This window comes from Aminobacter carboxidus (genome assembly GCF_014863355.1).
Lineage (GTDB): Bacteria > Pseudomonadota > Alphaproteobacteria > Rhizobiales > Rhizobiaceae > Aminobacter > Aminobacter carboxidus.
Genome location: NZ_JACZEP010000003.1, coordinates 360122 through 386524, shown reverse-complemented (window position 1 = coordinate 386524; position 26403 = coordinate 360122). Strand labels below are relative to the sequence as shown.

Below are 26403 nucleotides of genomic sequence, written 5' to 3'. Positions count from 1 at the left end.
CATGCTTGGAACACCGCGCATCCCGGCTGGGCGCGCATGACACATTCTAGCAGTTCGAAACGACACATCATGCGATGGATCATCGATAATCGGCCGGCGCAGCGTCGGGCAGAAGGGAGCCGGTCGGCGCCGGCTCCCCGAAGGCCGGGTCAGGCGGCCTTCTTCTGCTGCTCCAGCACACCGGCAACGGTCGGACCGAAGGCGGCCGGGGTCGGCACGATGGTCACACCGGCCTCGCGCAGGATTTCGACCTTTTCCTGGGCGGATTCGCCGAAGGCCGAGATGATGGCGCCAGCATGGCCCATGCGCTTGCCCTTCGGTGCCGAAAGACCCGCGATATAGGCAATCAGCGGCTTGCGCATGTTGTGCCTTGCCCATTCTGCGGCTTCGGCTTCCTGCGGACCACCGATCTCGCCGATCATCACCACGGCGTCGGTCTCGGGATCATCCTCGAACAGCTTGAGGATGTCTTTGAAGGACGAGCCGTTGATCGGGTCGCCGCCGATGCCGACCGAAGTCGAAACACCGATGCCGAGCGCCTTCATCTGCGACGCAGCCTCATAGCCGAGGGTACCCGAACGACCGACGATGCCGACGCGTCCCGGCAGGTAGATGTTGCCGGGCATGATGCCCATCAGCGCCTGGCCGGGCGTGATGACGCCGGCGCAGTTCGGGCCGACAAGGCGCATGCGGTCTTCGTAGCGGAAGCGGCGCATGTAGCGCTTGACCCGCATCATGTCCTGCGAGGGGATACCGTCGGTGATGCAGACGCAGAGCTTCAGGCCAGCCTCGGCCGCTTCCATGATCGAGTCGGCCGCAAAGGGCGGCGGCACGAAGACGATGGAAGCTTCGGCACCGGTTTCGCGCACCGCACCACGAACGGTGTTGAACACTGGAATGCCCTGATGGACCTGCCCACCCTTGCCGGGGGTGACGCCGCCAACCACGTTGGTGCCGTAGCGCTTCATGTCGTCGGCGTGGAACGAGCCGATCTTGCCGGTCAGACCCTGGACGATGACGCGCGTCCGGCGATTCAAGAGAACTGCCATTTCGACCTCCCTTAGTTCTTTTTCGATTTCGAGAAGGCGCGCATCGCTTCGACCGATTTCTCGGCCGCCTCGGCGAGCGTATCGGCGATGATCACCTTTTCGCCCGACTCGGCGAGAATGCGCCGGCCCTCCTCGACATTGGTTCCGGCGAGCCGCACGACCAGCGGCACGTTGACGCCGACCTCGCGGATTGCCTTGATGACGCCCTCGGCCACCCAGTCGCAGCGGTTGATGCCGGCGAAGATGTTGACCAGGATCGTCTCGATGTTCTTGTCGGCCAATACGGCACGGAATGCCTTGGCGACCCGCTCGGGCGATGCACCGCCGCCGATGTCGAGGAAGTTCGCAGGCTCGCCGCCGGCGATCTTGATCATGTCCATCGTCGCCATGGCGAGGCCGGCGCCGTTGATGATGCAGCCGATATTGCCTTCGAGGCCGACATAAGACAGGCCACGGTCGCTGGCGAAGGTTTCGCGCGGATCTTCCTGCGACTTGTCGCGCAGCTCCGAAATCTCGGCGCGGCGGAACAGCGCGTTTTCGTCGAACGACATCTTGGCGTCGAGCGCGATCAGATTGCTGTCCTTGGTGATGACAAGCGGGTTGATCTCCAGCATCGAAGCATCGAAGTCGCGGAAGACACGGTAGCAGCCGAGCAGCGTGTCGACGGCCTTGCCGATCAGGCTGTTGTCGAGGCCGAGGCCAAAGGCGATCTCGCGGGCCTGGAACTGCTGCATGCCGGCGCCCGGATCGACGATGGCGCGGATGATCGAGTCAGGCTGCTTTTCGGCGATCTCCTCGATTTCCATGCCGCCGGAAGCCGACGCCACGATCATGACGCGCTCCGACTTGCGGTCGAGAACGATGCCGAGATAGAGCTCCTGGCGGATGTCCACGGTTTCTTCGACATAGAGACGCGACACCAGTTTGCCCTTGGGGCCGGTCTGATGCGTTACCAGCTTGCGGCCGAGCATGGATTCGGCAGCCTCGGAGACCTCGTTGTCGGTGGTGCAGATGCGAATGCCGCCGGCTTTGCCGCGGGCACCGGAGTGGATCTGTGCCTTGACCACCCATTTGCCGCCGCCGATCTCGCTGGCGCGATAGGTCGCCTGCTCCGGGCTGTAGGCAAGGCCGCCACGCGGGATCTGCACCGAATAGCGCGCGAGCAGTTCCTTGGCCTGATATTCATGAATATCCATGTCGAACTCCTCCTCAGTTTGGCAGGCCGTTGCGCGACCGCGCCGACTGCTCGATTGCGTCATGCATGACCAGCACATTGCGGGCCATGCGTTCGGATGCGGCGTCGATCATCTTGCCGTCGAGGGCTGCGGCGCCTTTGCCCTGCTCCTCGGCTTCCTTGAGCACCTCGATGATGCGGCGGGCGCGGGTGACTTCCTTCTCCGGCGGCGAGAATACGGCGTTGGCGAGTTCGATCTGCGAGGGATGGATTGCCCATTTGCCCTCAATGCCGAGTGCCGCCGCGCGTTTGGCACCGGCGATGTAACCTTCCGGATCGGAGAAATCTCCGAAAGGACCATCGATGGGACGCAGGCCGTAGGCACGACAGGCAACTGTCATGCGCGACAGGGCGGCGTGCCACTGATCGCCGGGATAGTCGGGGTTGAGGCCGCCGATGCTGACGGTGCGTGCCTTGCAGCTCGCGGCATAGTCGGCGACGCCGAAATGCATTGCCTCGAGCCGGCCGCCATAGGCAGCAATCGCCTCGACATTGGCCATGCCAAGTGCCGTTTCGATCAAGGCCTCGAGGCCGACACGGGTCTTGAAACCCTTGGCCATCTCGATCTGGCTGACCATGGCATCGACAGTGTAAAGATCGGCGGGAACGCCGACCTTCGGCACCAGGATGGTGTCGAGTTTGTCGCCGGCCTGTTCCATCACGTCGACCACGTCGCGGTACATGTAGTGGGTGTCGAGGCCGTTGATGCGGACCGAGATGGTCTTGCCCTTGGCGCGCCAGTCGATCTCGTTGAGCGCCTGGATGATGTTCTTGCGGGCGCGTTCCTTATCAGGCGGTGCCACAGCATCCTCGATGTCGAGGAAGATGTAGTCGGCTTCACCATCGGCGGCCTTGCGGATCATCTCCGGATTGGAGCCCGGCACGGCGAGCTCCGAGCGCTGCAGACGCAGCTTGCGGAGGTGGTGGAGTGTATGGCTCATGCGATCCTCCTCAGGCTGCTTTAGCGACGGCCGGCTGTGCCGACAGGCGGTAGTGCTCGAGTGCTGCACCGACGCCGGAACCCGGTTGCACCTTGACGCCGACGTCGCGCAGCGACATTTCGGCCGCCGAAATCGCACCGCACATCATCACTTCATTGACCCAGCCGAGATGGCCGATGCGGAACACCTTGCCGGCGACCTTGCTGAGACCGACGCCGAGCGAGGTCTGATAGCCGTGATAGGCGCGGCGAACGACTTCGGCGCTGTCGATGCCCTCGGGGACGAGGATCGCGCTGACCGTGTCGGAGTGCCACTTCGGCTCCTTGGCGCAGACCTTCAGGCCCCATGCGTCGACAGCCTTGCGCACGCCAGTCGCCAGACGGTTGTGACGGTCGAAGATGTTGTCGAGGCCTTCTTCCTGGATCAGGTCGAGGGCGGCGCGCAGGCCGCGCAGCAACTGGACGGCCGGCGTGTAGGGGAAGTAGCCGGTGTCGTTGGCGCGGATCTGGTCTTCGAAGGAGAAGTAGCAGCGGCTGAACTTGGCAGTCTTGGCGGCATCCAGGGCCTTCTGGCTGACCGACAGGAAGCCTAGGCCGGGCGGCAGCATGAAGCCCTTCTGCGAGCCTGACACGGCGCAGTCGACACCCCACTCCTCCTGGCGGAAATCGATCGACCCGACCGACGACACACCATCGACGAACAGCAGTGCCGGGTGCTTGGCGGCGTTAAGGGCGGCGCGCACGGCGCCGACATCGCTGGTGACGCCGGTTGCGGTTTCATTGTGGGTGACGAACACCGCCTTGATGCGGTGTTCCTTGTCGGCTGCCAGACGCTCGGCATAGATCTCGACCGGAACGCCCGTGCCCCACTCCACATCGACGACGTCGACGTCGAGACCGAAGCGCTCGGCCATGTCGACCCACAGATGCGAGAACTGGCCGAAACGCGACATCAGCACGCGGTCGCCGGGGCTGAGCGTATTGGTGATCGCCGATTCCCAGGCGCCGGTGCCCGAGGACGGGAAGATAAAGGCGCGGCCGGTCTCGTTGCGGAAGACCTTCATCAGATCTGTGAACAGGCCACGCGTGAATGCAGGATAATCCGGAGCGCGCATGTCCTCCATCGGCATGTTCATCGCCTGCCGGACACTCTCCGGAACATTGGTCGGTCCTGGAACGAAAAGCTGATTGAAGCCGGCCATGAAAAGTCCTCCCGAAAACTGTTGCGGCGTAGTGCCTGTCTGTGGCTTTCGGGAAGATGATCGGTTTTGCACTGCCGGCTCACAACACCTGCCGGGATAGATTCGCGGACCTTTGGGCGTTGGACCGGGCCTACTCTTTCAGATGCGCCAACCCCCTGTCGGATAGGGCGAAACCTACCCGCCAACCGCGCGCAAGGCGCCAGTTCCGCTCACGCAAACTTGTCAGTCATGGGACTCGTTCTGCTTGAGCTTAGGTTGATAATGGGCCGGAGAAGGAACGGCCCATGGACATCAAGACCTTCGGCTTGCTCGCGGCAACAGCCCTCAATCTGCTGCAGCCTTTGCCGGTCGTGGCAGACGATGCGCCCCCGAAATCGGGCAATCCCGTTTTCGACCGCGCTGTCGAACTCGTCGTCGACAATTTCCACGACGCCTCGGCCCTTCCGCGGTTCGGCGCTACAGTCATACGGGAAATCGGCAGCGAGCCGCTGAACGCGGCCAGTTCGGAGGCGCGGGTCGACAAAGCGATCGATAGAGTGCTGGCGAGCCTTCAGGCTTCCCACACCGGCCGTTTCGAGGCAGACACGATCGCCTATTTCGAACTCGCCGACATCTTCCGCTTTGCCATACGCAACGAGATGCGGCGGCTGTTTCCGCCGGAGGGCCAGGCGAGCTACCCCGGTATCGGGATGATTGCGGAACCGCTGACAGGCGCGCTCTTCGTCAGCGATGTCTATGACGGCTCACCGGCGGCGCGGGCAGGAATCCTGACCGGCGACGAGATTCTTTCAGTGGACGGCGCGCCCTATCATGAGATCGCATCGTTCCGCGACAAGGTCGGCCGCACCATTGAGATCAGGCTGCGCCGGAAAGCGAGCGCAGAACCCATCGCTGTCCAGGTTGCTGTCGAGCGACTGCGTCCGCTCAGGACCTTTGAAAAGGCGATCGAGGCAAGCATCAGCGTCACCGAGCGCAAGGGAAAGCGTATTGGCTATGTCAGGCTGTGGACCCTTTCGGCGCCTGACGGTCTCGACATCGTTGCCCGCGAAATGGCGGATGGCCGCCTCAAGGATGTCGACGGCATAATCGTCGATCTACGTGGCCGTTGGGGCGGCGGCCCCTCCGATGCGGCCGAACTGTTCGTCGGCGACACCCCGACATTCCGCCTCATTCCTCGCAATGGCGAGGCAACACTTGCCAATGTGCGCTGGCAGCGGCCGGTTGTTGGCATCATCGACAGCGGCGCACGCAGCGGGCTCGAACTCTTCGCCTATGCACTGAAGGTCAACGGCATTCCGCTCGTCGGCTCCCGGACCGCCGGCGCTCTGCTGGCCGGGCGTGCCTATCTCCTGCCCGACGATAGCCTGCTCGAAGTGGCGGTCTCCGACGCCGTCATCGGCGACGATGTCCGGTTGGAAGGGATCGGCGTCGAGCCGGACATTCCGGTGGCTTTCACCTTGCCCTACGCCGCGGGCCGTGACCCGCAGCGCGATGCCGCCGTGCAAGAGATGCAACGCATACTCGCAGGCGGCTGAGCCCGTCATACCCCTGTCGTCGGACGATGCCTGGTGCCGTCGATGAAGCGCTCGTAACGGAAGGCCTGGGGATCGACGAGCGGCGTGTTGCCGGTCACCAGATCGGCTGTCAGCCTGCCGGCGGCAGGGCCGATGCCGAAGCCATGGCCGGAGAAGCCGGTGGCGATGACCAGCCCGGGCAGCGACTTGACTGGCGAAATCACCGGCACGGCATCCGGCGTAGCATCGATGAATCCGGCCCAGCGTTGCAGCGTGGGCACGCCTTTCAACGCCGGAAAGACCTTTTCCATGTTGGCGCGGGCCGCTTCCAGCGGCGCGACCGCCGGTGCAGGATCGAGCGTACGGTGTCGCTCAAAGACGCTGCCCTCGCCTTCCAGCTTCGGCGAAAGCCCGAAGGGACCACCGAGGAAATCACCGAAGCGAATACCGACAGAGCGCCACTCGCGCGACAGGATCGGCAGAAAGTCGGTGAAATAGCGAAAGCTGTCGGGGTTCAGATGGTGATAGCTGATAGTGCCGTCGGCGATGGTGTAGCCGCCGTCGAGGCGCTTGCGGTAAGCGAACCCCTCCGCCCAGGCGGCACCATCGGGCCCGCCCTGAACAGGACCGGTGCGCATCACCGACGAGCGCACCGCGAGCTGCGGCAGGCGGATGCCGACAGTTCGGCAGAGCAGGCTCGACCAGGCGCCACCGGCGACAACGACGGTGCCAGCGCGGATCAATCCGTTCTCGGTCACCACGCCCGAGACGCGGCCGCCTTCGGTTTCGATCTCGCGCACCGCGCAGCGCAACAGGATACGAGCGCCGGCGCGCTGGGCGGCGCGGGCAATCGCCGGCGCCGCCTTCTGCGGCTCCGCGCGGCCATCGCTCGGCGTGTGCAGTGCAGCCCGGAACGTCTTTTGCGCGCCGGGCATCAGCTCGGCCAGCGCCCTGCCCTCGATCATCTTGCTGTCGAGTGCGTAGTCGCCGGCGTTTTTCACCCATTCGGCATGATGTTCGACGTCACTTTGGTCCTGGCAGAGATAGAGGATACCGGTGCGCCGGAAGCCGACATCCTCGCCGACCAGCTCCTCGATGCCGCCCCACATCTTGAGCGCCTCGACGATCAGCGGCAGTTCGCGCGGATCGCGGCCCATGCGCCGGCACCAGCCCCAGTTGCGGCTCGACTGCTCGCCGGCGACATGGCCCTTCTCGCAGACGACGACCGAAATGCCCTTGCGCGCCAGGAACAAGGCTGCGCTGACACCGATGATGCCGCCACCGACGATGACGACGTCAGCGCTCTTCGGCTGGATGTCGCCAGCGGGAACCGGATCGACTGCAGGCCCCATTCAAATCTCCCCAATGTGCCGACGGGGCGTGCTCCAACCCGTCTTGAAAATAACATACAGTACTGTATGCATTGATGGTCAAATCGCGCAATGCCGCCGAAGCTATCCGGCGATCGAACCGGGGGGAAGAGCCATGTCGCCGCGAAAGATCATCATCGATACCGACCCCGGCCAGGACGACGCCTTTGCCATCCTGTTTGCGCTCGGCTCGCCCGAACTGGAAGTGGTGGCGCTGACGACTGTCGGCGGTAACGTGCCGCTGGCGCTGACCTCGCGCAACGCGTTGCAGATCGCCGAGCTCGCCGGCCGATCCGACGTGCCGGTCTATGCCGGCTGCTCGCGCCCGATGGTCAAGGCGCTCAAGACCGCCGAATATGTCCACGGTCCGACCGGCATCGACGGCTGCGTCCTGCCCGAGCCGACCAAGCCGCTGCAGGACAAACACGCCGTCAACTTCCTCGTCGATACGCTGATGGCCGCTCCCGAAGGCGAGATCACCGTCTGCACGCTTGGCCCCATGACCAATCTCGGCATGGCGATGGTGATGGAGCCGCGCATCATCCCGCGCATCCGCGAAGTGGTGCTGATGGGCGGCGGCTTCTTCGAAGGTGGCAATGCCACGCCCGCCGCCGAGTTCAACATCTGGGTCGACCCGCATGCGGCGTCTGTCGTGCTCGATTCAGGCGCACCGGTCACCATGGCCGGCATCGACTGCACCTACACCGCCCAGATGACGCCGGAATGGCTGCAACAGCTGCGCACGCTCGGCACCCGCTCGGCCATCGAAGCCGCCAACATGGCCGACTTCTACCGCCAGTATGGGTCGCACAAATTCCCGACCGACGCCCGGCCCATCCACGACGCCTGCGTCACCGGCTACCTGCTCGCACCGCATCTCTACGAGCAGAAGCAGTGCAACGTCACCGTCGAGCTGATGTCGCCCGAAACCATCGGCATGACCGTGGTCGATTGGTGGCACGTCACCGGCCGCCGCAAGAACTGCAACGTGCTGCGCCGCATCGACGCCGACGGCTTCTTCGCGCTGATGCTGGAGCGCCTCGGCAACCTCCCCTGAGGAACGACGAGATGAAGCGCAGCCCAACTTCTCCCGAGCAATCGGCCAGGTCCGAGACGCGGAAAACGCTGTCGCGCGAGGCGTGGATTGCCGCTGCCATCGCTGCACTGGAAAAGAAGGGCATCGCCAACGTCAAGATCGACCACCTGTCGAAACAGCTGAAGGTCACGCGCGGCAGCTTCTACTTCCACTTCCAGAATCTGAAGGACCTGCTCGACAGCCTTCTGGAGGAATGGCGCCGGCGCAATTGCAAGCCGTTCGAGGCCCTCATCGACCAGGAGGTCATCGACGGTCCGGCGTTCTTCGACGCGGTGACCGGGGTGTGGATCAGGGAAGATCCGTTCAGCCCCAGGCTCGATCTCGCCATCCGCGACTGGGCGCGCGGGTCGGCGGTGATTGCCCGCAAGGTACAAGCGCAAGACGATTTTCGCATGGCGCTGCTCGTCCGGGCTTTTGCCGCGATGAGTTACGACCAGGATGAAAGCCTGATCCGCGCCCGCATCACCTACTTCCAGCAGATCGGCTACTACGCCACCCACTTCAAGGAGCCGCCGGCGGACCGCAAGCGCTTCCGCTCGCTCTACACCAAAATCCTGATCGGCTCCGAATAGGCGCCAGCGCGTATGAATTGAGGAAACGAAATGTCCCTGCCCGTGCCTTATCTGTCCGCCCGGACGCTGACCGTCGTCAAGAAGATCGACACCACGGGCGCGGCACGCGTCGTCAATCTCGGGCTCAACGAAAGCTGGCTGGGTTCTGCACCGGGCGTTGTCGAGGCAATCCGTGAGGCAGCTCCAAACGTCTACCGTTATGCCGACCCGAACTGCGGCACGATGCGTGCCGCGATCGGCAAGCAGTTCAAACTCGATCCCACCCGCATCGTCTGCGGCAACGGCTCGGAGGAGTTGCTCGATGCTGTCGGGCGCGTCTATGCACGCGCCGGCGACGAGATCCTGTTTCCGGCCTATTCCTTCCTGCAGTTCGCCATCGTTGCCTACCGCCTTGGCGCCAAGGCGGTCGAGGCCCCGCTCGGCCCAAACTTTTCCGTCGATGTCGACGCGCTTTTGGCCGCCGTCTCGCCAAAGACACGCGTCGTCTTTCTCGCCAACCCCAACAACCCGACCGGCTCTGTCGTGCCGATGGACGAGGTCGCCCGGCTGGCGCGCGAACTGCCATCGCATGTCGTTCTGGTGCTCGACGCGGCTTACGCCGAATATGTCGACCCGGCCGAGGCGGTGGCGACCTTCGAGATCGCCGATCGCCACCCCAACATAGTCGTCACACGTACGTTCTCAAAGGCCTACGGCCTGGCATCCGCGCGTGCCGGCTGGGCCTATGCCTATCCGGAGGTGGTATCAGCGCTGAACAACGTGCGCGGCATCGGCAACGTCAACGGCTTGGCGCAGGTGGCCGCGACGGTCGCTCTCGGCGAGCAGGATTTCGTCCAGCACGTGCGCGCCCGCACCGCCGAGGAGCGCGAATATCTTGAAGACGAACTGCGCAAGCTCGGCTTCGAGGTCTCGCCAAGTGCTGGCAATTTCGCTTTCGTGCGCCTGCCCGGTGCTTATGCAGGCTGGGCCCAGGCGACAGTGGCGCGACTTGCCAGACAAGGTTTCATCATCCGTTCGAACGAAGACTACGGCCTGCCGGAATGGCTGCGGATTTCGATCGCCGACCGGGCCGATCTCGATGAAATGCTTAGCCTGTTGCGCGTCGAGGTCCGCTCCGCCAACGGCTAGGTCGCAACCAAGCCAGCGGCGTTACGCCGGGCGTGCGAAGCATGATTGGCGTCCGCACCTAGGTTGTTATTCCGCTGTTTGGTTCCAGGTTTGGTGAAACCCAACCTAGCCAGACCAAGCCGGACTTCCGGCGCTCCCATGAACAGCTTCCACAAAAGCCCGGTTCGATGGTTTTCGATCATTGCGACAATGGGCCCCTGGTTTATGGCCAGATAGGTGCGGGCATACCAGTTGCGGTTTTCGCAGAAGGCATCGACAAAGCCGAAGCGACCCCAGATGCGTTTCCTTGGCTTGGCCAGGAAACCGCGTAGAGCGGCCATCGCCTGATCAGGCACATAAGGAAAGCTCGACAGTGCCGCACTCGGCGTGATGACGCCGACATCCCTATCGGGAGCATGCGCGATGTAGCCTGTCGGTCCATGAGATGCGGTGAGCCCCCAGCAATCGGCGCCGTAACCTTGATGGTTTTGCGAGTTGAGCACGCAATGCAGATGGTTGATCCGCGCGTGACCGACATTTTGCTCCCAATAGTTGGCATAGCGATCGTTGAGACCGCGGGGATCCAGTCCGCAGAAGGAATAATGCGCGAAAAAGAGCGGACCGCCGAAGTCCGGTCCAAGCGGCAGGGTTATCCCGTGATGGTCACGCCCGTTTTGAAAGGCTGGTCCGCCAGCAAAACCGTCGTGGTAGCAATCCGGATCAATGGCGTGATGCTGCGATCCCGCCGCCAGGACGAATGTTAGCAGGCATTCGTTCCAGCCTTCGATCGGGCTGTTCATGGCCCAGCCATGCCTGGGACTCCAGTGCCAGTAAAGCTTGCCTTTGCGCGCAAACCAGTCCCACTCGGCCTGTGACAGCAGCGCGTTGATCCGGTCGCGCAAACGCTGTTCTTCGCCTGTAGTTTGGTCCAGATATTCACGGGCACAAATCAGGCCCTGAAATAGAAACGTCGTCTCGACGATGTCTGCGCCATCGTCCTTTCGTCGGAACGGAATGGTGTCGCCCGTACTGCCGTTGATGAAATGCGGGAACATGCCGTGGTAGCACGGAGAGCCCTCAAGCAAATCGAGCATCCGATGCAGCCGACCCAGAGCATCCGTGCGATCGACCCAGCCGCGCTCCACCGCAACGATAATGGCCATGATCCCGAAGCCTGAGCCCCCGATCGCCACGAGATCGTTCGGCGCATCGCCCGTGGTCTTCTGGCGGTCCCGTGCAAGGCCGCTGACTGGATGTGCACCCTCCCAGAAATAGCGGATCGTCTGCCGCTGCACGATATCGAGCAGAGCGTCATCGGCGAGTTCGAACGAATCTTTTGGAAGGTGGGGTGTCGGAAGGGAGGCAAGAATCATGATGCCAGTATGCAGCCAAATTCGTCGTTGAGACGGCCATTCCTAATCCGACGACGTCGCCTCACGAGCGTGCCTGCCGGTCATGCTTTCGATTTTGATCCTGTAGAACACCGATGCCGAGCCGACCGCGGTTGATGGAGCGCTAGGCTTCAGACTTGCTGGCTCCCACCAGTTGGCGTGTTTCTGAAGCAGAGACCAGGCATGATCCCGATCGCGTTGCCACTGCGGCGTCTCTGGCAGTTCCTCAAACAGGCCGAATACGATAACGCTTCGCCATTCTAGAGTGGCGCCCACTTCGTCGACCTGAACACACACCTGAGCATTCTCGCGCATCCAGTCGATCTTCTGGCCCTGCATCGAAAAGCTATACAGATGATTGTCCGACAATGCGTAATGAAAGGGCACAAGATAAGGTCGATTGTCTCTGACACAAGCCAGCCGTCCGAGCCGATGCGTCGACACGAGGGCAATGTTTTCGTCTCGCGTCATCTCCTGCACGATCATCGCCTGCCTCCTGCTACCCCGACTCCCGCGTCTGCGGGCAATAGCGGCGGCGCCAGAGACGCCGCCATCAATAATGGTTAGCTGGCCTTGGCCATATGCCAGACGCCGCCAACGCCTTCGCCGTTCATCTCGCCTGCCTTCTTGTCCTTGGCATAGGTGTAGAGCGGCTTTCCGTCATACGCCCACATCTTGGTGCCATCGGTCCGGTCAACGACAGTCCATGCGCCGTCGGCCTTTGACTTGGCATCGGCCTTGAGCGCTGGCCAGGCTTCGGCACAAGCATCATAGCAACTGGATGCGCCCGCCTTGTCCTTGTCGAACGTATAGAGCGTCATGCCCTTCATATCCGTGTATATTTCACCTTTTGGTGTCTTCGCCGTCATTGCCGGCTCAGCTGCAAAACCCATTCCAACCGTCGCAAGTACAGATGCAAGTCCAAATGCAATGCGTTTCATTCTGATATTCCTTATTATTGGTGGGCGATCGAATGTCGCCAGAAATAAAACGGCCGGTCGCTGATGTTCGTTCCACCATGATCAGAATTATTTGCCACGGGGAATATTTGATCATCGGTCTAGACGCGAACTTGATAAAAGCGCAGTGTCGATTGTCGGCCGCTCGTCTTAGGGCGCGGCTGATTGAGGGCGGCCATCGTGCCCTAGCCCCAACTGAAAGGAGGACACCGTGTCTTCCAACTATCTGACTTCCGAAAATATGAGCATGATCGGGCGCCCCTGATGGCTGAATTGCATCAGCGCGGCGTCGAACTCGTGGTGCAACTTCTCGATGCAGCGGACGATCCACACGCTCTGAGCAGGCAGGATATGCAAGCTCTGTTACGCGAGGCAGCCCGGATTCTCAGCGGTTTGTTGACGCGGGACATGCCGACGTCTCGACTGCACGACGAGGCGGAGACTGACCCCTTGGCACGCATCACCGCACAAAGCGCAAATTAGCGAACCCAAGCCTAGGCGTTGGACGTTTGCGCTTCCGAAAAGACGGGAAACCAACCCAAGGCCTGATCCCTAGCCCCTTAGTGGCGCGCCATTTGTTTGGCGCCCTTCAGCAACCTGATCTACCCGACAATCCTGCACTGGAGCAAACGATGACACTCGCCTTTCCCAACAGAAGCCGCAGCTATGACGCCGCGAGAAAGGCCATACGTTTCCTGGGGTATGACGGCACGTTCGAAGTTCCGTTTTTCGTCGAGGTTCAGGCGCTCAAAACCAGTCAGGCGTCGGTCGACAATGAAACGCGATACCTTGCCGCCTTCGATGAGGCTCGTATTTCGATCCAGGACGTTGCACGGGAAGTTTATTCCCATGGGCGTAAAAGCTTGTATGTGCTGACGGCATACGACTTTAAATAGCCGCCACCAGCAGGCTCAACTTGGCTCTTGCCGGAGCCGCTCTGGGGCGGCTCCGGCAAGGATATTGCTCAGGCCTTGCTTGCAGCCACCGCAGTCGACGGCTCGCGGCCGGCACTGCGGTGCTGCCACCAGTCGCCGAGCAGCAGCAGGATCGGCGCTGCGATGAAGATCGACGAAGTCGTTGCAATGAACACGCCGAACACCATGGGGATGGCGAAGTTCTCGACCGCGCTGCCACCCCAGATCGCCATCGGCAGCATCGACAGCAGGATCGCGACGGAGGTGTAGATACAGCGCGCGAACACCTGATTGATGCTCATGTCGATGATCTCGCGCAGCGGCATCTTCTTGTACAGGCGCAGGTTCTCGCGCATGCGGTCATAGACCACCACCTTGTCGTTCACCGAATAGCCGATGATGGTTAAAAGTGCCGCGATCGCCGTCAGGTTGAAGTCCAGCCCGAACAGCGCGAAGAAGCCGACCATCTTGGTGGTATCCAGTACAAGCGTGGCGATGGCGCCGATGGCGAAGTTCCACTCGAAGCGCCACCAGATGTAGACCAGCATGGCAAGTGCTGCCAACACCACCGCCATGATGCCGGACTGCGCCAGCTCGCCACTTACCTTCGGCCCGACAACTTCGGTGCGTTCGAACTTCACGCTTGGATCGAGCTTCTGCACCGCAGACTTGATGGTGTCGACGGCTGCGGTCTGTGCCGTTTCGCCACCTTCCTGACGCTGCACACGGATCAGCACGTTACCGTCACTGCCGATCTGCTGCAGCGCCACCTCGCCGATGTTCAAGCCGCCCAACGTGCTGCGCAGTTGAGCAAGATCCGCCGGTGTCGACGTCGCGATCTCGACCTGGATGCCGCCCTTGAAGTCGATGCCGTAATTGAGGCCCGGCTTGAAGAACAGGCCGATGGAGGCCAGCGACAGGAAGATCGACATGCCAATACCGAGATAGCGGGCCTTCATGAACGAGATCGAGGTCTTTTCCGGGAAGAAGCGGACCAGCGGTTCGATGGTGATCGTCTTCAGGCGCTTGCGGCGCACAACCGCGGCCATCAGGATGCGCGTCACCGAAACGGCGGTGAACATCGACAGGCAGGTGCCGAGGAACATGGTGATGGCAAAGCCGCGTACCGGTCCGGAGCCGAACATGAACAGCAGGCCGGTGGCGATCAGCGACGTGACGTTGGCGTCGACGATGGTCGAATAGGCGCGCTTGAAGCCGTTGTCCAAGGCAGCAAAGGCGCTGAGCCCCTTCTTCGACTCCTCCCTGATGCGTTCGTTGATCAGGATGTTGGCGTCGACGCCGAAGCCGATGCCCAGGATGATGCCGGCGATGCCCGGCAGCGTCAGCGTGCCGCCGATCAGCGTCAGCACGCCAAAGGTCAGGATCAAGTGCAGTAACAACGCAAAATTCGCGATCATGCCCCAGGTGCCGTAGAGCGCCACCATGAACAGCACGACGGCCACGAAGCCGGCGATGCCGGTGTAGATGCCCATCTTGATGACGTCGCCGCCGAGGTCGGGACCGACGGTGCGCTCTTCGATGACGGTCAGCGGCGCTGGCAGCGCGCCGGCGCGCAAAAGCGCTGACAGCGTCACCGTCTCTTCGACACTGAAGCTGCCGCTGATCTGGCCCGAACCGCCTGTAATCGGCTCACGGATGGAGGGCGCCGACAGCACCTTGCCGTCGAGCACGATGGCAAACGGCTTGCCGACATTGGCAGCGGTGATCTCGGCGAACTGGCGTGCGCCGACGCTGTCGAAGCGGAAGGAAACAAGCGGTTCCTGAGTACGCTGGTCGAAGCCGGCGCGCGCATCGGTGAGGCGTGCACCGTCGAGCGCGACGCGGTCCTCGACCGGATATTGTGCGCCGGACTTGGCATCCGGCAGCATGGTGACACCGCGCGGAAGCGGTTCGCCATTGGCGACATTGGCCACCATGTGGAATGTCATCTTGGCGGTGCTGCCGAGCAGCTCGCGCAACCGGGTCGGGTCCTGCAGTCCCGGCAGCTGGACGAGCATGCGGTCGGAGCCGACACGCTGGATCGTCGGTTCGGCGACGCCGACCTGGTCGACGCGCTGGCGCACGATCTCCAGACTCTGCTGGAGCGCTGCGTCGAGCTTGTCGCGCTGGCCAGCCTCGGTCAACATGACCTTGATCTGCTTGTCGGCAGTGGTGACCTCGATGTCGGGCTTGCCGCCGCCAAGGCCGAGGCCGCTGACGGGAACAGCCAGGGACTGCAGCGTAGCCAGGGCTGTCGCGCGCTGGGCATCGTCGGCGATGTTGACGACGATGGCATCGCCGGCCAATCGCGCCGACGAGGCGTTGATGCGCTCCTTGCGCAAGGCGCCGCGTACATCGTCGAGCAGCGAGCGTAATCGGTCGGTCTTGAGTGCCGCCGCATCGACTTCAAGCACCAGGTGCGAGCCGCCCTGGAGGTCGAGGCCAAGCGTGACCTGCTGTTTCGGAAACCAGCTCGGCAATGCTGCCAGCTGCTTGGTCGTAAGGGCGTTGGGAAGCGCGGCAATGATGCCGGCCAAAATGATGATGGTGTATGTCACCACCACCCATCGGGAGGTCCGCATATGTCTGATCCTGCAATAGTCGTCGCCGCAGCGTCATGACGCGCAGACAACGGCTGTTAGTTCGCCGGCACGGCACCCGAAGGCCCGCGCCATTCACAAACGTTCAGGAGAAGTGAGGAGGTGCCCGGGCACCATAGGCCGGCCCCGACGGCCGGACATCTGACCGCACGACAAGATCGGCGTGCGGCGTGGCAATAGCCGTGACGAGCGTTTCCACCCCGGAGGGTATCAGCGCCGATTTGCCGTCGTCATGCTGCGGCATCGCCTTGGCGCTGCGCCAATCGACGACGACGAATGATCGCTCGGGAATGACGGGGCCGCTATGGCGCCCGCGTGCGTCCATCTGGCTCGACGCAGGCTCGGCGGCAGCAGATGCCAGCGGCATGCTGTCGACAAGCGACCCGCCAACCATGGCAAGCATTACCGCCAGGCATAGCAGCATGGCCGGCAACATGCCGGTGACAGGCGGTCTATATGCCTTGGTCTGCTGCATCAGGTGGTGCGCGGTCCGTGATCTCTGGGCTGAATTGCCCCAAGGAGCCGACCAGTAAGGCATTTTGATGGATACGCCAAGCAAGTCTCGCCGCTCGTCCTTTGCGTGAGCGCCGATGTCGACGCCGGCTAGGCGTAGAGGTATCCGACCCCGCGAATGGTCTTGATCACTTCGGGCTTGGAGGGATCGGTCTCGATTTTCTTGCGCAATCGCGAAATGCGGATGTCGATGCTGCGGTCAAACGGGTCCCAGCCCCGGTCATGCGCAAGCTCAAGCAACTGGTCGCGATTGAGTATGCGCCCCCGGTTCTCGGCGAACACCTTGAGCAGCCGGAACTCCATCGGAGTGATCGCTATGTCGCCGCCATCAGCGTCGAACAGTTTGTGCGCTTCCAGATCCAGCCGGCAGGTGCCGAACTGGGCACGCTGGGCGCTGATGGTATTTTCCGAAACACGATCCCGCCCCACTGTCCGGCGCAGCACCGCCTTCACGCGGGCCAGCAGTTCGCGCAGGTCGACCGGCTTGCCGATGTAGTCGTCGGCGCCGATCTCGAGGCCGACAACCCGGTCGATGATCTCGGCCGAACCCGTCAGCATGATGATGGCGACCTGGGAATGCTCGCGCAGGTAGCGCGCCAGGGAGAGGCCATCTTCGCCGGGCATGCGGATATCAAGGATCACAACATCGACGGGCTGGCTCTCGACGATCTGGCGCAAGGCCGGTCCGGCATCGGCTGTCGTCACGGCATAGCCGTGGCGTTCCAGATACTCCGCGACCATGTCGCGGACATCGGGCTCATCATCGCAAACGACGATCTGCGAATTGGCAGTCACCGGGTCCTCACCTCGGTTGAAAAGGTAACCCTCTTCGGCAGGGGCGGCAAATCAAACAGCTTCATCTACGCCGGCCTGACGACCAGTCCGGAAACAAACCGGCGCAATTCGATCGGCTTCACCGGTTTTTCGAGATAGGGCCGCTTGGTGGCGCGCAGGAAAACCTGCGCATCGGGGCTGATCGTGTCGCCGGTCAGGAAAGCGAGCCGCTCGACTTCCGCCGGATGGTAGTCGGCGATGTAGTTGTACAGGCGCCGGCCATCCATGCTCGGCATCTTCAGGTCGCTCAGGATGACCGCAAAGGTCCTTTTCCTCAGCTGCGTCAAGGCTTCTTCGCCCGACCGCGCGACCACGACATGGAAACCGTCGCGCATCAGCACTTCCGCGATCAGGTCGGCAACCTCCCTTTCGTCATCAACCACCAGGCATGACAGGCCCGCCGAGCTGGATGGCTCTTCATCGGAGGGTCCGGACGTTTCGGCGATCCGATCGGAGGCCGGCAGCGAGACGACGAAGGTCGAGCCGCCGCCCGGCACGGTTTCGACCTCTATCGTTCCCTGGTGCGACTGGATGATGCGATGGCAGAAGGACAGGCCGATGCCCGTGCCCGCACCTACCTCCTTGGTCGTGAAGAACGGCTCGAAGATGCGTGGCAGAATCTCTTCAGCAATACCCGGGCCGGTGTCCGTTATGCTGATGGTGATGTTGCCGCACTCGGGATGTCGCCCCGTCGAAACCAGTATCTTCCTCGGGCCTTCCCAGTGGTGGAGCGCGTGCTCGGCATTGACCAGCAGGTTGATCAGCACCTGGCTGAGCTGATCAGGGTCGCCCCAGATCGCCGGCAAGTCCGGCTCGAGATCGAGCCGGAGCTGGATATCGGAAGAGCGGATCGAATAGTTGACCACTTCGAGCGCTGCTGAAACCACCTCGTCTATCGAGACATTGGTTGCCCTGGTCGGCTGTTGCCTGGCCATTGCCAGGAAGGTCTTGACGATACGGGCGCAGCGTTCCGCCGCCTTGCTGATCTTGTCAGCCCTCTCGACCGTCTTGGGGTCGACCGAAGTCTCCTTAAGTGTCAGCGACATACCGAGCACCACCGACAGCGGATTGTTCAGTTCATGGGCAACACCGGCAAGCAAGCCGCCGAGCGCCGACAGCTTTTCGTTCTGGTGCAGCTTCTCGCGCTGATGTTCGAGTTGCTTCTGCAATTCGATGCGGTCGCTCAGGTCGTGCGTGTGGGAAACAATGACCTGCTCGCCATGGAAATCGATCAACCGCGACGAAATCGAGGACCAGAATGTCTTGCCGTCGTTGCGTGTGAGTTGGGTTTCAAATTCGTCGACGGCGCCATCGCGCCGCAGGCGTTCGACATATTCGTCGCGCTGTGCCGGATTGGCGAAGTGCTCAAGCGCGCCGGCAACGTCGCCCAAAAGCCTTGCTGTCGCCGGGCTGCTGTACAGTTGCTTGCCGTCATGCGCGCGCGTCATCTGGATGCTGACGGGACTGGCTTCCAGGACCCTGCGCACCAGATCGTCGGCCTCCTTGGCCGCCAGTTCAGCCCGCTTGCGCTCGGTGATGTCGAGACGGGTTACGACGAAGCCGCCTTCTCGCGTCGGGCTGTTCGAAACGAAGAACCAGCCGCCATCGGCGTGCTGGAATTCCTGCTGCCGGTACTCGCGCCGATCCCTGGCCCGCTCAGCCAGCCACTCGTCGATCTTGTCGCCAGGGACGCGGAACTGGCTGCGCTCGGCCGTCACGCGAAGGAAATCGAACCAGTTCACCCCGGGAACCAGCACATCGGCGCTGATGGCGTGCATTTTCCGATACTGGCTGTTGGCCAGGACCAGGCGGTCATCCTTGTCGTAGAGTGCGAAGCCTTCGGCCAGCGACTCGATCGCGTCGGTGAGGCGGTTGTTTGCCTGCCGCGTCTGCTGCTGCGCCACGATCATGTCGTTGATGTTCGTTGCGTTGGAAACGATCACCTTCTTGCCCTGGAAGTCGATCAGCCGCGCCGAGAGCGAGCCCCAGAAGATGGTGTCGTCGGAGCAATACTGGCGCACCCGGAAATCGTCGATGCTGCCCTTCTCAAGCAGGGTGCGGACCAAGATTTCCCTGTCGCCAGCGTCGACATAATAGTCAGCGATGTGAGGACGATCGCCATAGAGTTCCCGGCTGGCTGGATTGCAGTAGATGGTTTCGCCCTCGATCGTCGACATGCGCGTTGGCGAAGGGCAAGCGTCCAGCACCCGCTGCATCAGCGACGTCGCCTCGCGTTCGGCAGCCTCGGCCTTCTTGCGCTCCGTGATGTCGAGCACGCCGATGACCAGCGACGGGCGCGCGCGAAAGACGCTTCGCCGCCAGTTCGTCGAGCACCAGACGCGTGACCCATCTTCCCGCTGCATCTGGATCTCGCAGTCGCGCAGGATGTCGTTGCCGTGGACACGGCGGCACGCCTGATCGAATTCGTCCGGGTTCACAAAATGGTCGGTCAGGAGTTGTTGCTGTTGCGGCTGCCATTTGCGGCCGAGCAGGTGCGACCCGTCGAGGCTTTCATAGAGGATCTGCTTGCTTTGCTCGTCGACGACCCAGACCGGCAGCGGGTGGCTATCGGTGATGCAACGGAATATCTCGGCGCTGCTGAGATGCGCGATCTGGGCCAGCTTCATTTCAGTGATGTCGGTGCTGATCAGCGCGATGCCGGCGTCAAGGCGAGGATGGCTCGTCAGCAGTTTCCAACCGCCATTGACGGTTTGTGCCTCGATCGGCGGCACATTCAGCTGCCGCCAGCGCAGCGCAACGCGCCGCACGAAGTCGTCGGTCGGCTCCACGGCGAGACCGTCGAAGCTTGTGAATTGACGAAGAACCTCGGCGACCGCTGCGATCAGACCGATCGGCGGCTGCTCACCGCGCGGCTGGACAATACCGCCGAAAATCTCGGCGTTGGCGTCGACAAGAACATCGTCGCTGTCGAATAGCGCGTAGCCTGTCCGAACATTCACGGCCGGATCACCAGCTCGCATGATCGTCTCCTCAAATCCCGGGCGCGCCCACATCCGCAACGCCGTCACGGCGGCGTGAGCGCGGCGGATGATTACAAGCCCTCTGTTTCGGTATGAGGTCGAAACTCACTCGCTTTGTTTCAATTGTTTCGGCCTGAGAGCCATTTCCGCCTATTTGGGCGAACAAACGAAACCTTTTTCCTAGGCGCAGAAAAAGCGCCGAAACAGGCCTGAGCTAACTTCCGCCATGTCGACTTCACTGGATCGGCTCCCGGCATGCGGAAGCAGCCAGTCTATCAAAGATCCACGGGATGTTGATAGGCGGCCTCCTCAAGACGAGGCGCCCGGCAAAGTCGAGAACTCAAACGTCCCTCAAGGAGACATGAGATGCGATCGACCATTCTAGCCTTTTGCGCCGTTCTGCCGACCTTCGGCGTGGCGCACGCATTCGACATCGCTTCCACCTTTCGATTCCCGCCCGCCGGAATGATGTCGGCACGGCACGAGCCGCTAGACGCAACATCGTCGCGGCACGCAAAGCAGCGAACCGATGTCTATTCACGCGCGTCGCTGGGCGCGACACCGGGGCGGCTCACGTCGCGCCGTCTGTTCGGGATCCTGCCAATGTCTTCAACGACGAGCTCGATCGGACTTTCGTCAGCTGCCTCGATGGCGATTGGCGGCCCTGCACGTCCGGGCGGCCGTCATACGCCCTGCGGCAACCCGCAGATCGACTGAACATCGCCACTGAAACAAACGAAACACTTCTCCTCGAGGTCGGGAACACGCCCGAAACAGGAGAGGTCTAGTTCAGCATTGCCGAATTCGGCACAGCCAAGGAATTCCAGGACATGACTACTCTGACCATCCGATCACCCGCTGCCGGCCTCGTCTCGTCGCTGGCTTCGCGGATCGCGGCAGCCCATCGGGCATTCTGGCTGCGTCGCGCCCATCGCCGCGCGGTTTGGAGCCTCGGGGAACTTGACGACTACCTGCTCAAGGACATCGGCGTGGCACGTTCCGAAATCCAGTCGCTTGTCAGCGACCCGTCGGGTGACCGGAAGCGCGGCCATGAACACCATGTGGAATGATACAAGCTGGTGGTCCGGCCGCGTCTGCCAGCCCGAACCCATCCTGCCTGTACTCGCATTGCACGGCACCGCGACTACAGGCAGGCTATGGCAAGGCACCGAGGACTACCTCCGCGGCCGCTACAGGCTGATCGCGCCTGATCTGCCTGGCTATGGCCGTTCCTCAAGGCGCACTGCCCGAGATATCTCCGATGTCGCGGGCATGGTTCTCGACGCGATGGCGGGCGAGGCACCGATGCATCTTGTCGGGCACGGGCATGGTGCGGCGGTGGCGCTGGAAATCGCACTGTTGCGGCCGGAACTGGTGAAAAGCCTGACGTTGATCGAGCCGACACTGTTTCATCTGCTGCGTGAAGGCGATCGGTCCGACCTGGCCTTGTTCACCGAGCTTGCCAGTATGGCCGGGAAACTGGCGGCAGCGGCAAGTGGCCCCAATCCGGCAGCCAGCATGCGTATCTATGTCGACTTCTGGTATGGGACAGGTGCCTGGCGCCGGACCAGCGAAGGCCTCCAGCAAGAGCTGGGGCGCCATGCAGAGCAAGTGGGCCGCGATCTTGCCATAGCCCTTGCTGAAACCTGGCTGGCAAGCCGCTGCCGCGAACTCAACTGCCCGACGCTTGCGGTGATGGCACTGGACAGCCCGACCGCGAGCTTGCGCGTCACCGAAATGGTGTCCGAAGCCATTCCCGGCGCGCGGCTTGCCATGATCCCCGGCGCCGGCCACATGGCGCTGCTGACCGACCCTCATATCGTCGATCCAATGATTGCCGCGCATCTGCGGGCCGCCGACGGAAAAGGCACCGTCGGCAAGTCGCGGCGTTCGATGACGCCAGCCTCCCATTCGCTCTGACCGACCGGCACCTTGCCGGTCGGTGCGTTTGCGTTTTTCTGTCCGTTCGCCGGGGTCGCATCCGGGCTGCGGGATACGGTCAAACCTCTCCGCACCCCTCCACATCTCCCCGATCCCGTCGCCTTATAGTTGGCTCGACAGAGCCAAGACTGCATCCTTGCGCCTGGCTGCCGTCATCCCGACTGTCACCTGCCCCAATCAACACACGCCTAAGCTCAATCGTCATGCGCCTGTAACTGGTCGCAAGCCAGCGCTTATGGCTGCAACGGCACGACCGCTGTTCCAGCGGCACACGAGCTTGCCCTCCCCAGCCGACAAGCAGCGCAGTGTTTCGCTTGCCGCCTGCGACTGAAACAAACGAAACACTGATCGCCAGATTCTGAAAACAGCTCGAAACGGGAGGCCGCTAGAAATGAGCCGTCGCCGCTGTTGGCGCCACCTCCCAAGAAAGGAAAAATGAAATGAAGAAGTTCCTCCTCACCGCTGCATCGCTCGCCTTCATGTCGGGTGCCGCCCTGGCTTCGTCGAACAACGGCGTGGTCATGAAGTTCAGCCCGGCATCTCGCGTCATCACCCTGGAGAACGGCCACAGCTTCACGGTGCCGCGCGACGTCGCCCTTCCGAATGTCCAGATCGGCGAGAAGGTTTCGATCGGGCTCAACGATGAAGGAGACAAGGTCACCAGCGTCCTGCGCTGATCGACGCTTCCCCACCGCCATAGGCAGCTTGATGCCGCCGCAAAGCCATGGGCCGCCCCCGCCCATGGCTTTTTGCTGTTCAGCACGTGCAACTCGGCTTCATCAAACACTTCCGCCCGATCAGGCGACCGGTGTCTGGCCGTTCTGCTGCTGCCCTTTAGCCTTGTCATGCCAATCGAAGTCGATTGAGCCCTCCTCGGCCTTGTGGAAAAACTGCGAGCACACCAGCCAGCCCTTGAGCGGCCGCAACAGCGCCATGCAGCTCAGCACGGTGAGCGGCAAGGTGATGAACAGGTGCACCCAAAGCGGCAGGCCGAAGGCCGTCTGGAACCAGGCGCCGAATGCCAGCGCCGGCACAGCTGCAATGGTCATGGCGAAGAAGGCGGGGCCGTCGGCAGGATCGGCGAAGGAATAATCGAGCCCGCAGACTTCGCAGCGCGGCGCGAGCTTCAGGAAACCCTTAAACAGGTGTCCCATCTGGCAGCGCGGGCAGAGCCCCCGGATGCCTGTCTTCATCGGATTGTCGGTGGGGGTGAACCCCTCGGCCGAATATCTGGATCTAGTCTGAGACATACGCGTCTCCTCTTTGCGGGTCGCGAACACGGGCAGCCATAGGGCGCCCCGTCACCTCAACACATAGGGCGCTTCAACCTTGCCGGCAAGGCGCAATATGCATATAATTCACATACATTCCTATCAATTTGTCATTGAATGGATTTATTGTATGGAAATTAGCGTGATCGAACAAGGCCTCAGCCGCATGGGGCAAAATGTCCCCCGGGGTGCGTCGACTTTGCGCGCTGCGCAGATCAAGATGAGGGTCTATTGCAAGGCATGAGCAACACCTGACGGGAATCGACGAGTATTACGCTTCGACCAGCAATCGCGCGCGAGCCGATTGTACATGCAAGAGAGGTCCCTAATGTTCGGCCTGACAGCACTCGAGCTGGCCCGCATACAGTTCGGCTTTACCATCTCCTTCCACATCATCTTCCCCGCCATCACTATCGGCCTCGCAAGTTACCTCGCAGTGCTGGAAGGACTGTGGCTGTGGAAGCGCGACACGGTCTATCGCGACCTTTACCATTTCTGGTCGAAGATCTTTGCCGTCAACTTCGCCATGGGCGTCGTTTCCGGCCTTGTGATGGCCTACCAGTTCGGCACCAACTGGAGTTATTTCTCGTCCTTTGCCGGGTCGGTCACCGGGCCGCTGCTCGCCTATGAGGTGCTCACCGCCTTCTTCCTCGAGGCCGGCTTCCTGGGTGTCATGCTGTTCGGCTGGAACCGCGTCGGCCCCGGCCTGCACTTCTTTTCGACCATCATGGTAGCGGTCGGCACACTGATTTCGGCGACCTGGATCCTCGCCTCCAACAGTTGGATGCAGACCCCGCAAGGCTTCGAGATCGTCAACGGCGTTGTCATACCGGTGAACTGGTTCGAGATCATCTTCAACCCGTCTTTCCCCTATCGCCTGGCGCATATGACCGTTGCCGCCTATCTGGCGACAGCCCTTTTCGTTGGCGCCTCGGGCGCCTGGCACCTGCTGCGCGGCAACGACAACCGCCACGTCCGCACCATGATGTCGATGGCGATGTGGATGGTGCTGTTTGCAGCCCCCGTGCAGGTCCTGATCGGCGACCTGCATGGCCTCAACACGCTGAAGCACCAGCCCGCCAAGATCGCAGCACTCGAAGGCCACTGGGAAAACAAGCCCGGCGAAGCCGTGCCGCTGACGCTGTTCGGCTGGCCCGACATGGAGCAGGAAAAAACGCTCTACGCGATCAAGGTCCCGCACCTCGGCAACCTGATCCTGACGCACAGCTGGGACGGCCAGTTTCCGGGCCTCAAGGAATACGCGAGGGAAGACCGTCCCAACTCGACCGTCGTGTTCTGGAGCTTCCGGGTCATGGTCGGGCTTGGCATGCTGATGCTGCTGCTCGGCGCCTGGGGGTTATGGCTGCGCTGGCGCAAGCAGCTCTACCAAAAGCGGCTGTTCCTACGCTTCGCCACCTGGATGGGCCCGGCGGGTGTAATCGCCATCCTCGCCGGCTGGTACACCACCGAGATCGGTCGCCAGCCATGGATCGTCTATGGCGTGATGCGCACCAAGGATGCCGTTTCAAACCATTCGGTACTGGCGATGAGCACGACGCTCGTCGTCTTCGTCGTGGTCTATTTCATCGTCTTCGGCATTGGCACCAGCTACATGCTCAAGCTGGTCGGCAAGGGCCCGGAGACCGATGAGCACGATCCTGGTGACGGCGACCAGCATGGCCGCCCGGCGCGTCCGCTATCTGCCGCACACGAACAGATCGACATGTTCGCACCGACCCACTCCGACAGGAAAGGCTGAGACGATGGGCATCGATCTTCCAGTTGTCTGGGCCGTCATCATCGCCTTTGGCCTGATGATGTATGTCATCATGGACGGGTTCGATCTCGGCATCGGCATCCTCTTCCCTTTCGTTCGCGACCGCGAGCAGCGCGACACCATGGTCAACACAGTCGCCCCGGTCTGGGACGGCAACGAGACCTGGCTCGTGCTCGGGGGTGCTGCCCTGATGGCGGCCTTCCCGCTTGCTTATGCCGTCATCCTCAGCGCGCTTTATCTGCCGCTGGTGCTGATGCTGCTCGGGCTGATCTGGCGCGGGGTCGCGTTCGAGTTCCGCTTCAAGGCCGACCAGCATCACCGGGCGTTCTGGGACAAGGCCTTTGCCGGCGGCTCCTACGTCGCGACGTTCTTTCAGGGCGTGTCGCTCGGTGCCTTCCTCGACGGCTTCAAGGTCGAAAACAACGCCTATGCCGGCGGTGCGCTTGATTGGATCACGCCCTTCAGCCTGTTCACCGGCTTCGGCCTGATCGTCGCCTACGCACTTCTCGGCAGCACATGGCTGATCATCAAGACCGAAGGCGTGCTGTATGACCGCATGGTGGCGCTGGCGCGCCCAATCACGCTTGCCTTGCTTGCCGTCATCGGCATCGTCAGCCTGTGGACGCCGCTCGCCCACCCCGACATTGCCGAACGCTGGTTCAGCTTCCCCAACATCGCTTTCTTCTCCCCGGTGCCCATTCTCGTGCTTGTCGCCACGTGGCTGATCCTGCGCAGCCTGCAAGGTGCACCGCATGCCGGGCCATTCATCCTGGCGCTGTTTGTGCTGTTCCTCGGCTACAGCGGGCTCGGCATCAGCCTGTGGCCAAACATCATCCCGCCTGACATCACGATCCGCGAGGCAGCCTCACCACCGCAGAGCATGGGCTTCGCCCTGGTCGGCGCGCTGTTCATCATCCCCTTCATACTCGGCTACACGGCATGGTCCTATTACGTGTTCCGCGGCAAGGTGAAGGCTGGCGAGGGCTACCACTGATGGCAGCCCCCTCCCAGGCGCCGGTTTCATGGCCAAAGCGGATCGGCTGGCTGGTCCTCATCTGGACGGTCAGCGTTCTGGGGCTCGGCGCGGTAGCCTACCTCTTCCGCCTGTTGATGAACTTTGCCGGCCTCACCGTGTGAA

24 protein-coding genes and 1 pseudogene are annotated in these 26403 nt (G+C 62.2%); 12 read left to right on the top strand and 13 right to left on the bottom strand.

Annotation, left to right across the window (positions count from 1 at the left end; all coding sequences use genetic code 11):
- Positions 1 to 149 precede the first annotated feature (149 nt).
- Genes sucD through IHE39_RS13705 form a run of 4 tightly spaced genes read right to left on the bottom strand, consistent with a single transcriptional unit; the run spans position 150 to position 4425 of the window.
- Entirely contained in the window at positions 150 to 1049 is a 900-nt protein-coding gene (gene sucD / locus IHE39_RS13720; protein ID WP_184770564.1) for a succinate--CoA ligase subunit alpha, read from the bottom strand.
- 11 nt (positions 1050 to 1060) lie between these two features.
- Positions 1061 to 2245, bottom strand: coding sequence for a malate--CoA ligase subunit beta (locus tag IHE39_RS13715; protein WP_184770563.1), 1185 nt, complete (start codon positions 2243 to 2245; stop codon positions 1061 to 1063).
- A gap of 13 nt (positions 2246 to 2258) precedes the next feature.
- Entirely contained in the window at positions 2259 to 3224 is a 966-nt protein-coding gene (locus tag IHE39_RS13710) for an HpcH/HpaI aldolase/citrate lyase family protein (RefSeq protein WP_184770562.1), read from the bottom strand.
- Between the two features lie 10 nt (positions 3225 to 3234).
- Positions 3235 to 4425 carry an aminotransferase class V-fold PLP-dependent enzyme gene (locus tag IHE39_RS13705; RefSeq protein ID WP_192566848.1) on the bottom strand — a complete coding sequence of 397 codons (1191 nt, stop codon included), beginning with the start codon at positions 4423 to 4425 and terminating at the stop codon, positions 3235 to 3237.
- Between the two features lie 284 nt (positions 4426 to 4709).
- On the opposite strand from IHE39_RS13705, the gene IHE39_RS13700 reads away from it, so the two are divergent.
- Positions 4710 to 5960 carry a S41 family peptidase gene (locus tag IHE39_RS13700; protein ID WP_192566847.1) on the top strand — a complete coding sequence of 417 codons (1251 nt, stop codon included), beginning with the start codon at positions 4710 to 4712 and terminating at the stop codon, positions 5958 to 5960.
- A 5-nt stretch (positions 5961 to 5965) separates the two neighbouring features.
- On the opposite strand, the gene IHE39_RS13695 is transcribed toward IHE39_RS13700, so the two are convergent.
- Complete coding sequence (locus tag IHE39_RS13695) at positions 5966 to 7291, bottom strand: NAD(P)/FAD-dependent oxidoreductase (RefSeq protein WP_192566846.1); 1326 nt, start codon at positions 7289 to 7291, stop codon at positions 5966 to 5968.
- 133 nt (positions 7292 to 7424) lie between these two features.
- Here IHE39_RS13695 and IHE39_RS13690 point away from each other — a divergent pair, with 133 nt between their 5' ends.
- The 3 genes from IHE39_RS13690 to IHE39_RS13680 are packed head-to-tail and all read left to right on the top strand — an operon-like array spanning position 7425 to position 10105.
- Positions 7425 to 8366 (top strand): nucleoside hydrolase, encoded by a 942-nt coding sequence (locus IHE39_RS13690; protein ID WP_192566845.1) that lies wholly within the window; start codon positions 7425 to 7427, stop codon positions 8364 to 8366.
- 11 nt (positions 8367 to 8377) lie between these two features.
- Positions 8378 to 8977 (top strand): TetR/AcrR family transcriptional regulator, encoded by a 600-nt coding sequence (locus IHE39_RS13685; protein ID WP_192566844.1) that lies wholly within the window; start codon positions 8378 to 8380, stop codon positions 8975 to 8977.
- A 30-nt stretch (positions 8978 to 9007) separates the two neighbouring features.
- Positions 9008 to 10105 (top strand): pyridoxal phosphate-dependent aminotransferase, encoded by a 1098-nt coding sequence (locus IHE39_RS13680; RefSeq protein WP_192566843.1) that lies wholly within the window; start codon positions 9008 to 9010, stop codon positions 10103 to 10105.
- Here IHE39_RS13680 and IHE39_RS13675 read toward each other — a convergent pair.
- From IHE39_RS13675 to IHE39_RS13665, 3 genes are all read right to left on the bottom strand, one after another.
- Entirely contained in the window at positions 10102 to 11457 is a 1356-nt protein-coding gene (locus IHE39_RS13675) for a glucoamylase family protein (protein ID WP_192566842.1), read from the bottom strand. The two genes, IHE39_RS13680 and IHE39_RS13675, sit on opposite strands and share 4 nt — an antisense overlap.
- A 42-nt stretch (positions 11458 to 11499) precedes the next feature.
- A complete protein-coding gene (locus tag IHE39_RS13670) occupies positions 11500 to 11961 on the bottom strand; it encodes a pyridoxamine 5'-phosphate oxidase family protein (protein ID WP_192566841.1) in 462 nt (153 codons plus the stop codon).
- A gap of 77 nt (positions 11962 to 12038) precedes the next feature.
- Positions 12039 to 12416, bottom strand: coding sequence for a COG4315 family predicted lipoprotein (locus IHE39_RS13665; protein WP_192566840.1), 378 nt, complete (start codon positions 12414 to 12416; stop codon positions 12039 to 12041).
- Positions 12417 to 12698: 282 nt separating this feature from the next.
- On the opposite strand from IHE39_RS13665, the gene IHE39_RS13660 reads away from it, so the two are divergent.
- Both IHE39_RS13660 and IHE39_RS13655 read left to right on the top strand, forming a co-directional pair.
- Positions 12699 to 12917, top strand: a complete 219-nt coding sequence (locus IHE39_RS13660) for a hypothetical protein (RefSeq protein WP_192566839.1) — start codon at positions 12699 to 12701, stop codon at positions 12915 to 12917.
- 149 nt (positions 12918 to 13066) lie between these two features.
- Positions 13067 to 13330 carry a DUF1488 family protein gene (locus tag IHE39_RS13655; protein WP_192566838.1) on the top strand — a complete coding sequence of 88 codons (264 nt, stop codon included), beginning with the start codon at positions 13067 to 13069 and terminating at the stop codon, positions 13328 to 13330.
- A gap of 68 nt (positions 13331 to 13398) precedes the next feature.
- Here IHE39_RS13655 and secD read toward each other — a convergent pair whose 3' ends face one another.
- From secD to IHE39_RS13635, 4 genes are all read right to left on the bottom strand, one after another.
- Positions 13399 to 15930 carry a protein translocase subunit SecD gene (secD, locus tag IHE39_RS13650; protein ID WP_192566837.1) on the bottom strand — a complete coding sequence of 844 codons (2532 nt, stop codon included), beginning with the start codon at positions 15928 to 15930 and terminating at the stop codon, positions 13399 to 13401.
- Between the two features lie 103 nt (positions 15931 to 16033).
- A complete protein-coding gene (locus IHE39_RS13645) occupies positions 16034 to 16423 on the bottom strand; it encodes a hypothetical protein (RefSeq protein ID WP_192566836.1) in 390 nt (129 codons plus the stop codon).
- Positions 16424 to 16551: 128 nt separating this feature from the next.
- Positions 16552 to 17256, bottom strand: coding sequence for a response regulator (locus IHE39_RS13640; protein ID WP_184770548.1), 705 nt, complete (start codon positions 17254 to 17256; stop codon positions 16552 to 16554).
- 65 nt (positions 17257 to 17321) lie between these two features.
- On the bottom strand, positions 17322 to 20276 hold the full coding sequence (locus IHE39_RS13635) for an ATP-binding protein (protein ID WP_192566835.1): 2955 nt from the start codon (positions 20274 to 20276) through the stop codon (positions 17322 to 17324).
- Positions 20277 to 21106: 830 nt separating this feature from the next.
- Here IHE39_RS13635 and IHE39_RS30925 point away from each other — a divergent pair.
- The 3 genes and pseudogenes from IHE39_RS30925 to IHE39_RS13620 all read left to right on the top strand — a co-directional run.
- A pseudogene (locus IHE39_RS30925) lies at positions 21107 to 21295 on the top strand (DUF1127 domain-containing protein); the annotation flags it as partial.
- A 31-nt stretch (positions 21296 to 21326) separates the two neighbouring features.
- Positions 21327 to 22196, top strand: a complete 870-nt coding sequence (locus tag IHE39_RS13625; RefSeq protein ID WP_184770544.1) for an alpha/beta fold hydrolase — start codon at positions 21327 to 21329, stop codon at positions 22194 to 22196.
- Positions 22197 to 22657: 461 nt separating this feature from the next.
- On the top strand, positions 22658 to 22894 hold the full coding sequence (locus IHE39_RS13620) for a DUF1344 domain-containing protein (protein WP_184770543.1): 237 nt from the start codon (positions 22658 to 22660) through the stop codon (positions 22892 to 22894).
- Positions 22895 to 23014: 120 nt separating this feature from the next.
- Here the strand turns inward: IHE39_RS13620 and IHE39_RS13615 are convergent, their stop codons facing one another.
- Positions 23015 to 23467 carry a DUF983 domain-containing protein gene (locus IHE39_RS13615; RefSeq protein ID WP_434781314.1) on the bottom strand — a complete coding sequence of 151 codons (453 nt, stop codon included), beginning with the start codon at positions 23465 to 23467 and terminating at the stop codon, positions 23015 to 23017.
- Positions 23468 to 23816: 349 nt separating this feature from the next.
- Between IHE39_RS13615 and IHE39_RS13610 the strand changes: the two genes are divergently transcribed.
- From IHE39_RS13610 to IHE39_RS13600, 3 genes are read left to right on the top strand one after another with little or no spacing between them, the layout of a single operon-like run.
- Positions 23817 to 25247 (top strand): cytochrome ubiquinol oxidase subunit I, encoded by a 1431-nt coding sequence (locus IHE39_RS13610; RefSeq protein WP_192566834.1) that lies wholly within the window; start codon positions 23817 to 23819, stop codon positions 25245 to 25247.
- A 4-nt stretch (positions 25248 to 25251) separates the two neighbouring features.
- Positions 25252 to 26259 carry a cytochrome d ubiquinol oxidase subunit II gene (gene cydB / locus IHE39_RS13605; protein WP_192566833.1) on the top strand — a complete coding sequence of 336 codons (1008 nt, stop codon included), beginning with the start codon at positions 25252 to 25254 and terminating at the stop codon, positions 26257 to 26259.
- Positions 26259 to 26402 (top strand): DUF2474 domain-containing protein, encoded by a 144-nt coding sequence (locus IHE39_RS13600; protein ID WP_184770540.1) that lies wholly within the window; start codon positions 26259 to 26261, stop codon positions 26400 to 26402. Before cydB ends, IHE39_RS13600 begins: the two co-directional genes overlap by 1 nt.
- Position 26403: the final 1 nt, after the last annotated feature.

Bases quoted from the DNA above. Each gene is read 5' to 3' on its own strand.
- sucD (WP_184770564.1), bottom strand. From the start codon at position 1,049: ATGGCAGTTCTCTTGAATCGCCGGACGCGCGTCATCGTCCAGGGTCTG.
- IHE39_RS13715 (WP_184770563.1), bottom strand. From the start codon at position 2,245: ATGGATATTCATGAATATCAGGCCAAGGAACTGCTCGCGCGCTATTCG.
- IHE39_RS13710 (WP_184770562.1), bottom strand. From the start codon at position 3,224: ATGAGCCATACACTCCACCACCTCCGCAAGCTGCGTCTGCAGCGCTCG.
- IHE39_RS13705 (WP_192566848.1), bottom strand. From the start codon at position 4,425: ATGGCCGGCTTCAATCAGCTTTTCGTTCCAGGACCGACCAATGTTCCG.
- IHE39_RS13700 (WP_192566847.1), top strand. From the start codon at position 4,710: ATGGACATCAAGACCTTCGGCTTGCTCGCGGCAACAGCCCTCAATCTG.
- IHE39_RS13695 (WP_192566846.1), bottom strand. From the start codon at position 7,291: ATGGGGCCTGCAGTCGATCCGGTTCCCGCTGGCGACATCCAGCCGAAG.
- IHE39_RS13690 (WP_192566845.1), top strand. From the start codon at position 7,425: ATGTCGCCGCGAAAGATCATCATCGATACCGACCCCGGCCAGGACGAC.
- IHE39_RS13685 (WP_192566844.1), top strand. From the start codon at position 8,378: ATGAAGCGCAGCCCAACTTCTCCCGAGCAATCGGCCAGGTCCGAGACG.
- IHE39_RS13680 (WP_192566843.1), top strand. From the start codon at position 9,008: ATGTCCCTGCCCGTGCCTTATCTGTCCGCCCGGACGCTGACCGTCGTC.
- IHE39_RS13675 (WP_192566842.1), bottom strand. From the start codon at position 11,457: ATGATTCTTGCCTCCCTTCCGACACCCCACCTTCCAAAAGATTCGTTC.
- IHE39_RS13670 (WP_192566841.1), bottom strand. From the start codon at position 11,961: ATGATCGTGCAGGAGATGACGCGAGACGAAAACATTGCCCTCGTGTCG.
- IHE39_RS13665 (WP_192566840.1), bottom strand. From the start codon at position 12,416: ATGAAACGCATTGCATTTGGACTTGCATCTGTACTTGCGACGGTTGGA.
- IHE39_RS13660 (WP_192566839.1), top strand. From the start codon at position 12,699: ATGGCTGAATTGCATCAGCGCGGCGTCGAACTCGTGGTGCAACTTCTC.
- IHE39_RS13655 (WP_192566838.1), top strand. From the start codon at position 13,067: ATGACACTCGCCTTTCCCAACAGAAGCCGCAGCTATGACGCCGCGAGA.
- secD (WP_192566837.1), bottom strand. From the start codon at position 15,930: ATGCGGACCTCCCGATGGGTGGTGGTGACATACACCATCATCATTTTG.
- IHE39_RS13645 (WP_192566836.1), bottom strand. From the start codon at position 16,423: ATGCAGCAGACCAAGGCATATAGACCGCCTGTCACCGGCATGTTGCCG.
- IHE39_RS13635 (WP_192566835.1), bottom strand. From the start codon at position 20,276: ATGCGAGCTGGTGATCCGGCCGTGAATGTTCGGACAGGCTACGCGCTA.
- IHE39_RS13625 (WP_184770544.1), top strand. From the start codon at position 21,327: ATGAACACCATGTGGAATGATACAAGCTGGTGGTCCGGCCGCGTCTGC.
- IHE39_RS13620 (WP_184770543.1), top strand. From the start codon at position 22,658: ATGAAGAAGTTCCTCCTCACCGCTGCATCGCTCGCCTTCATGTCGGGT.
- IHE39_RS13615 (WP_434781314.1), bottom strand. From the start codon at position 23,467: ATGTCTCAGACTAGATCCAGATATTCGGCCGAGGGGTTCACCCCCACC.
- IHE39_RS13610 (WP_192566834.1), top strand. From the start codon at position 23,817: ATGTTCGGCCTGACAGCACTCGAGCTGGCCCGCATACAGTTCGGCTTT.
- cydB (WP_192566833.1), top strand. From the start codon at position 25,252: ATGGGCATCGATCTTCCAGTTGTCTGGGCCGTCATCATCGCCTTTGGC.
- IHE39_RS13600 (WP_184770540.1), top strand. From the start codon at position 26,259: ATGGCAGCCCCCTCCCAGGCGCCGGTTTCATGGCCAAAGCGGATCGGC.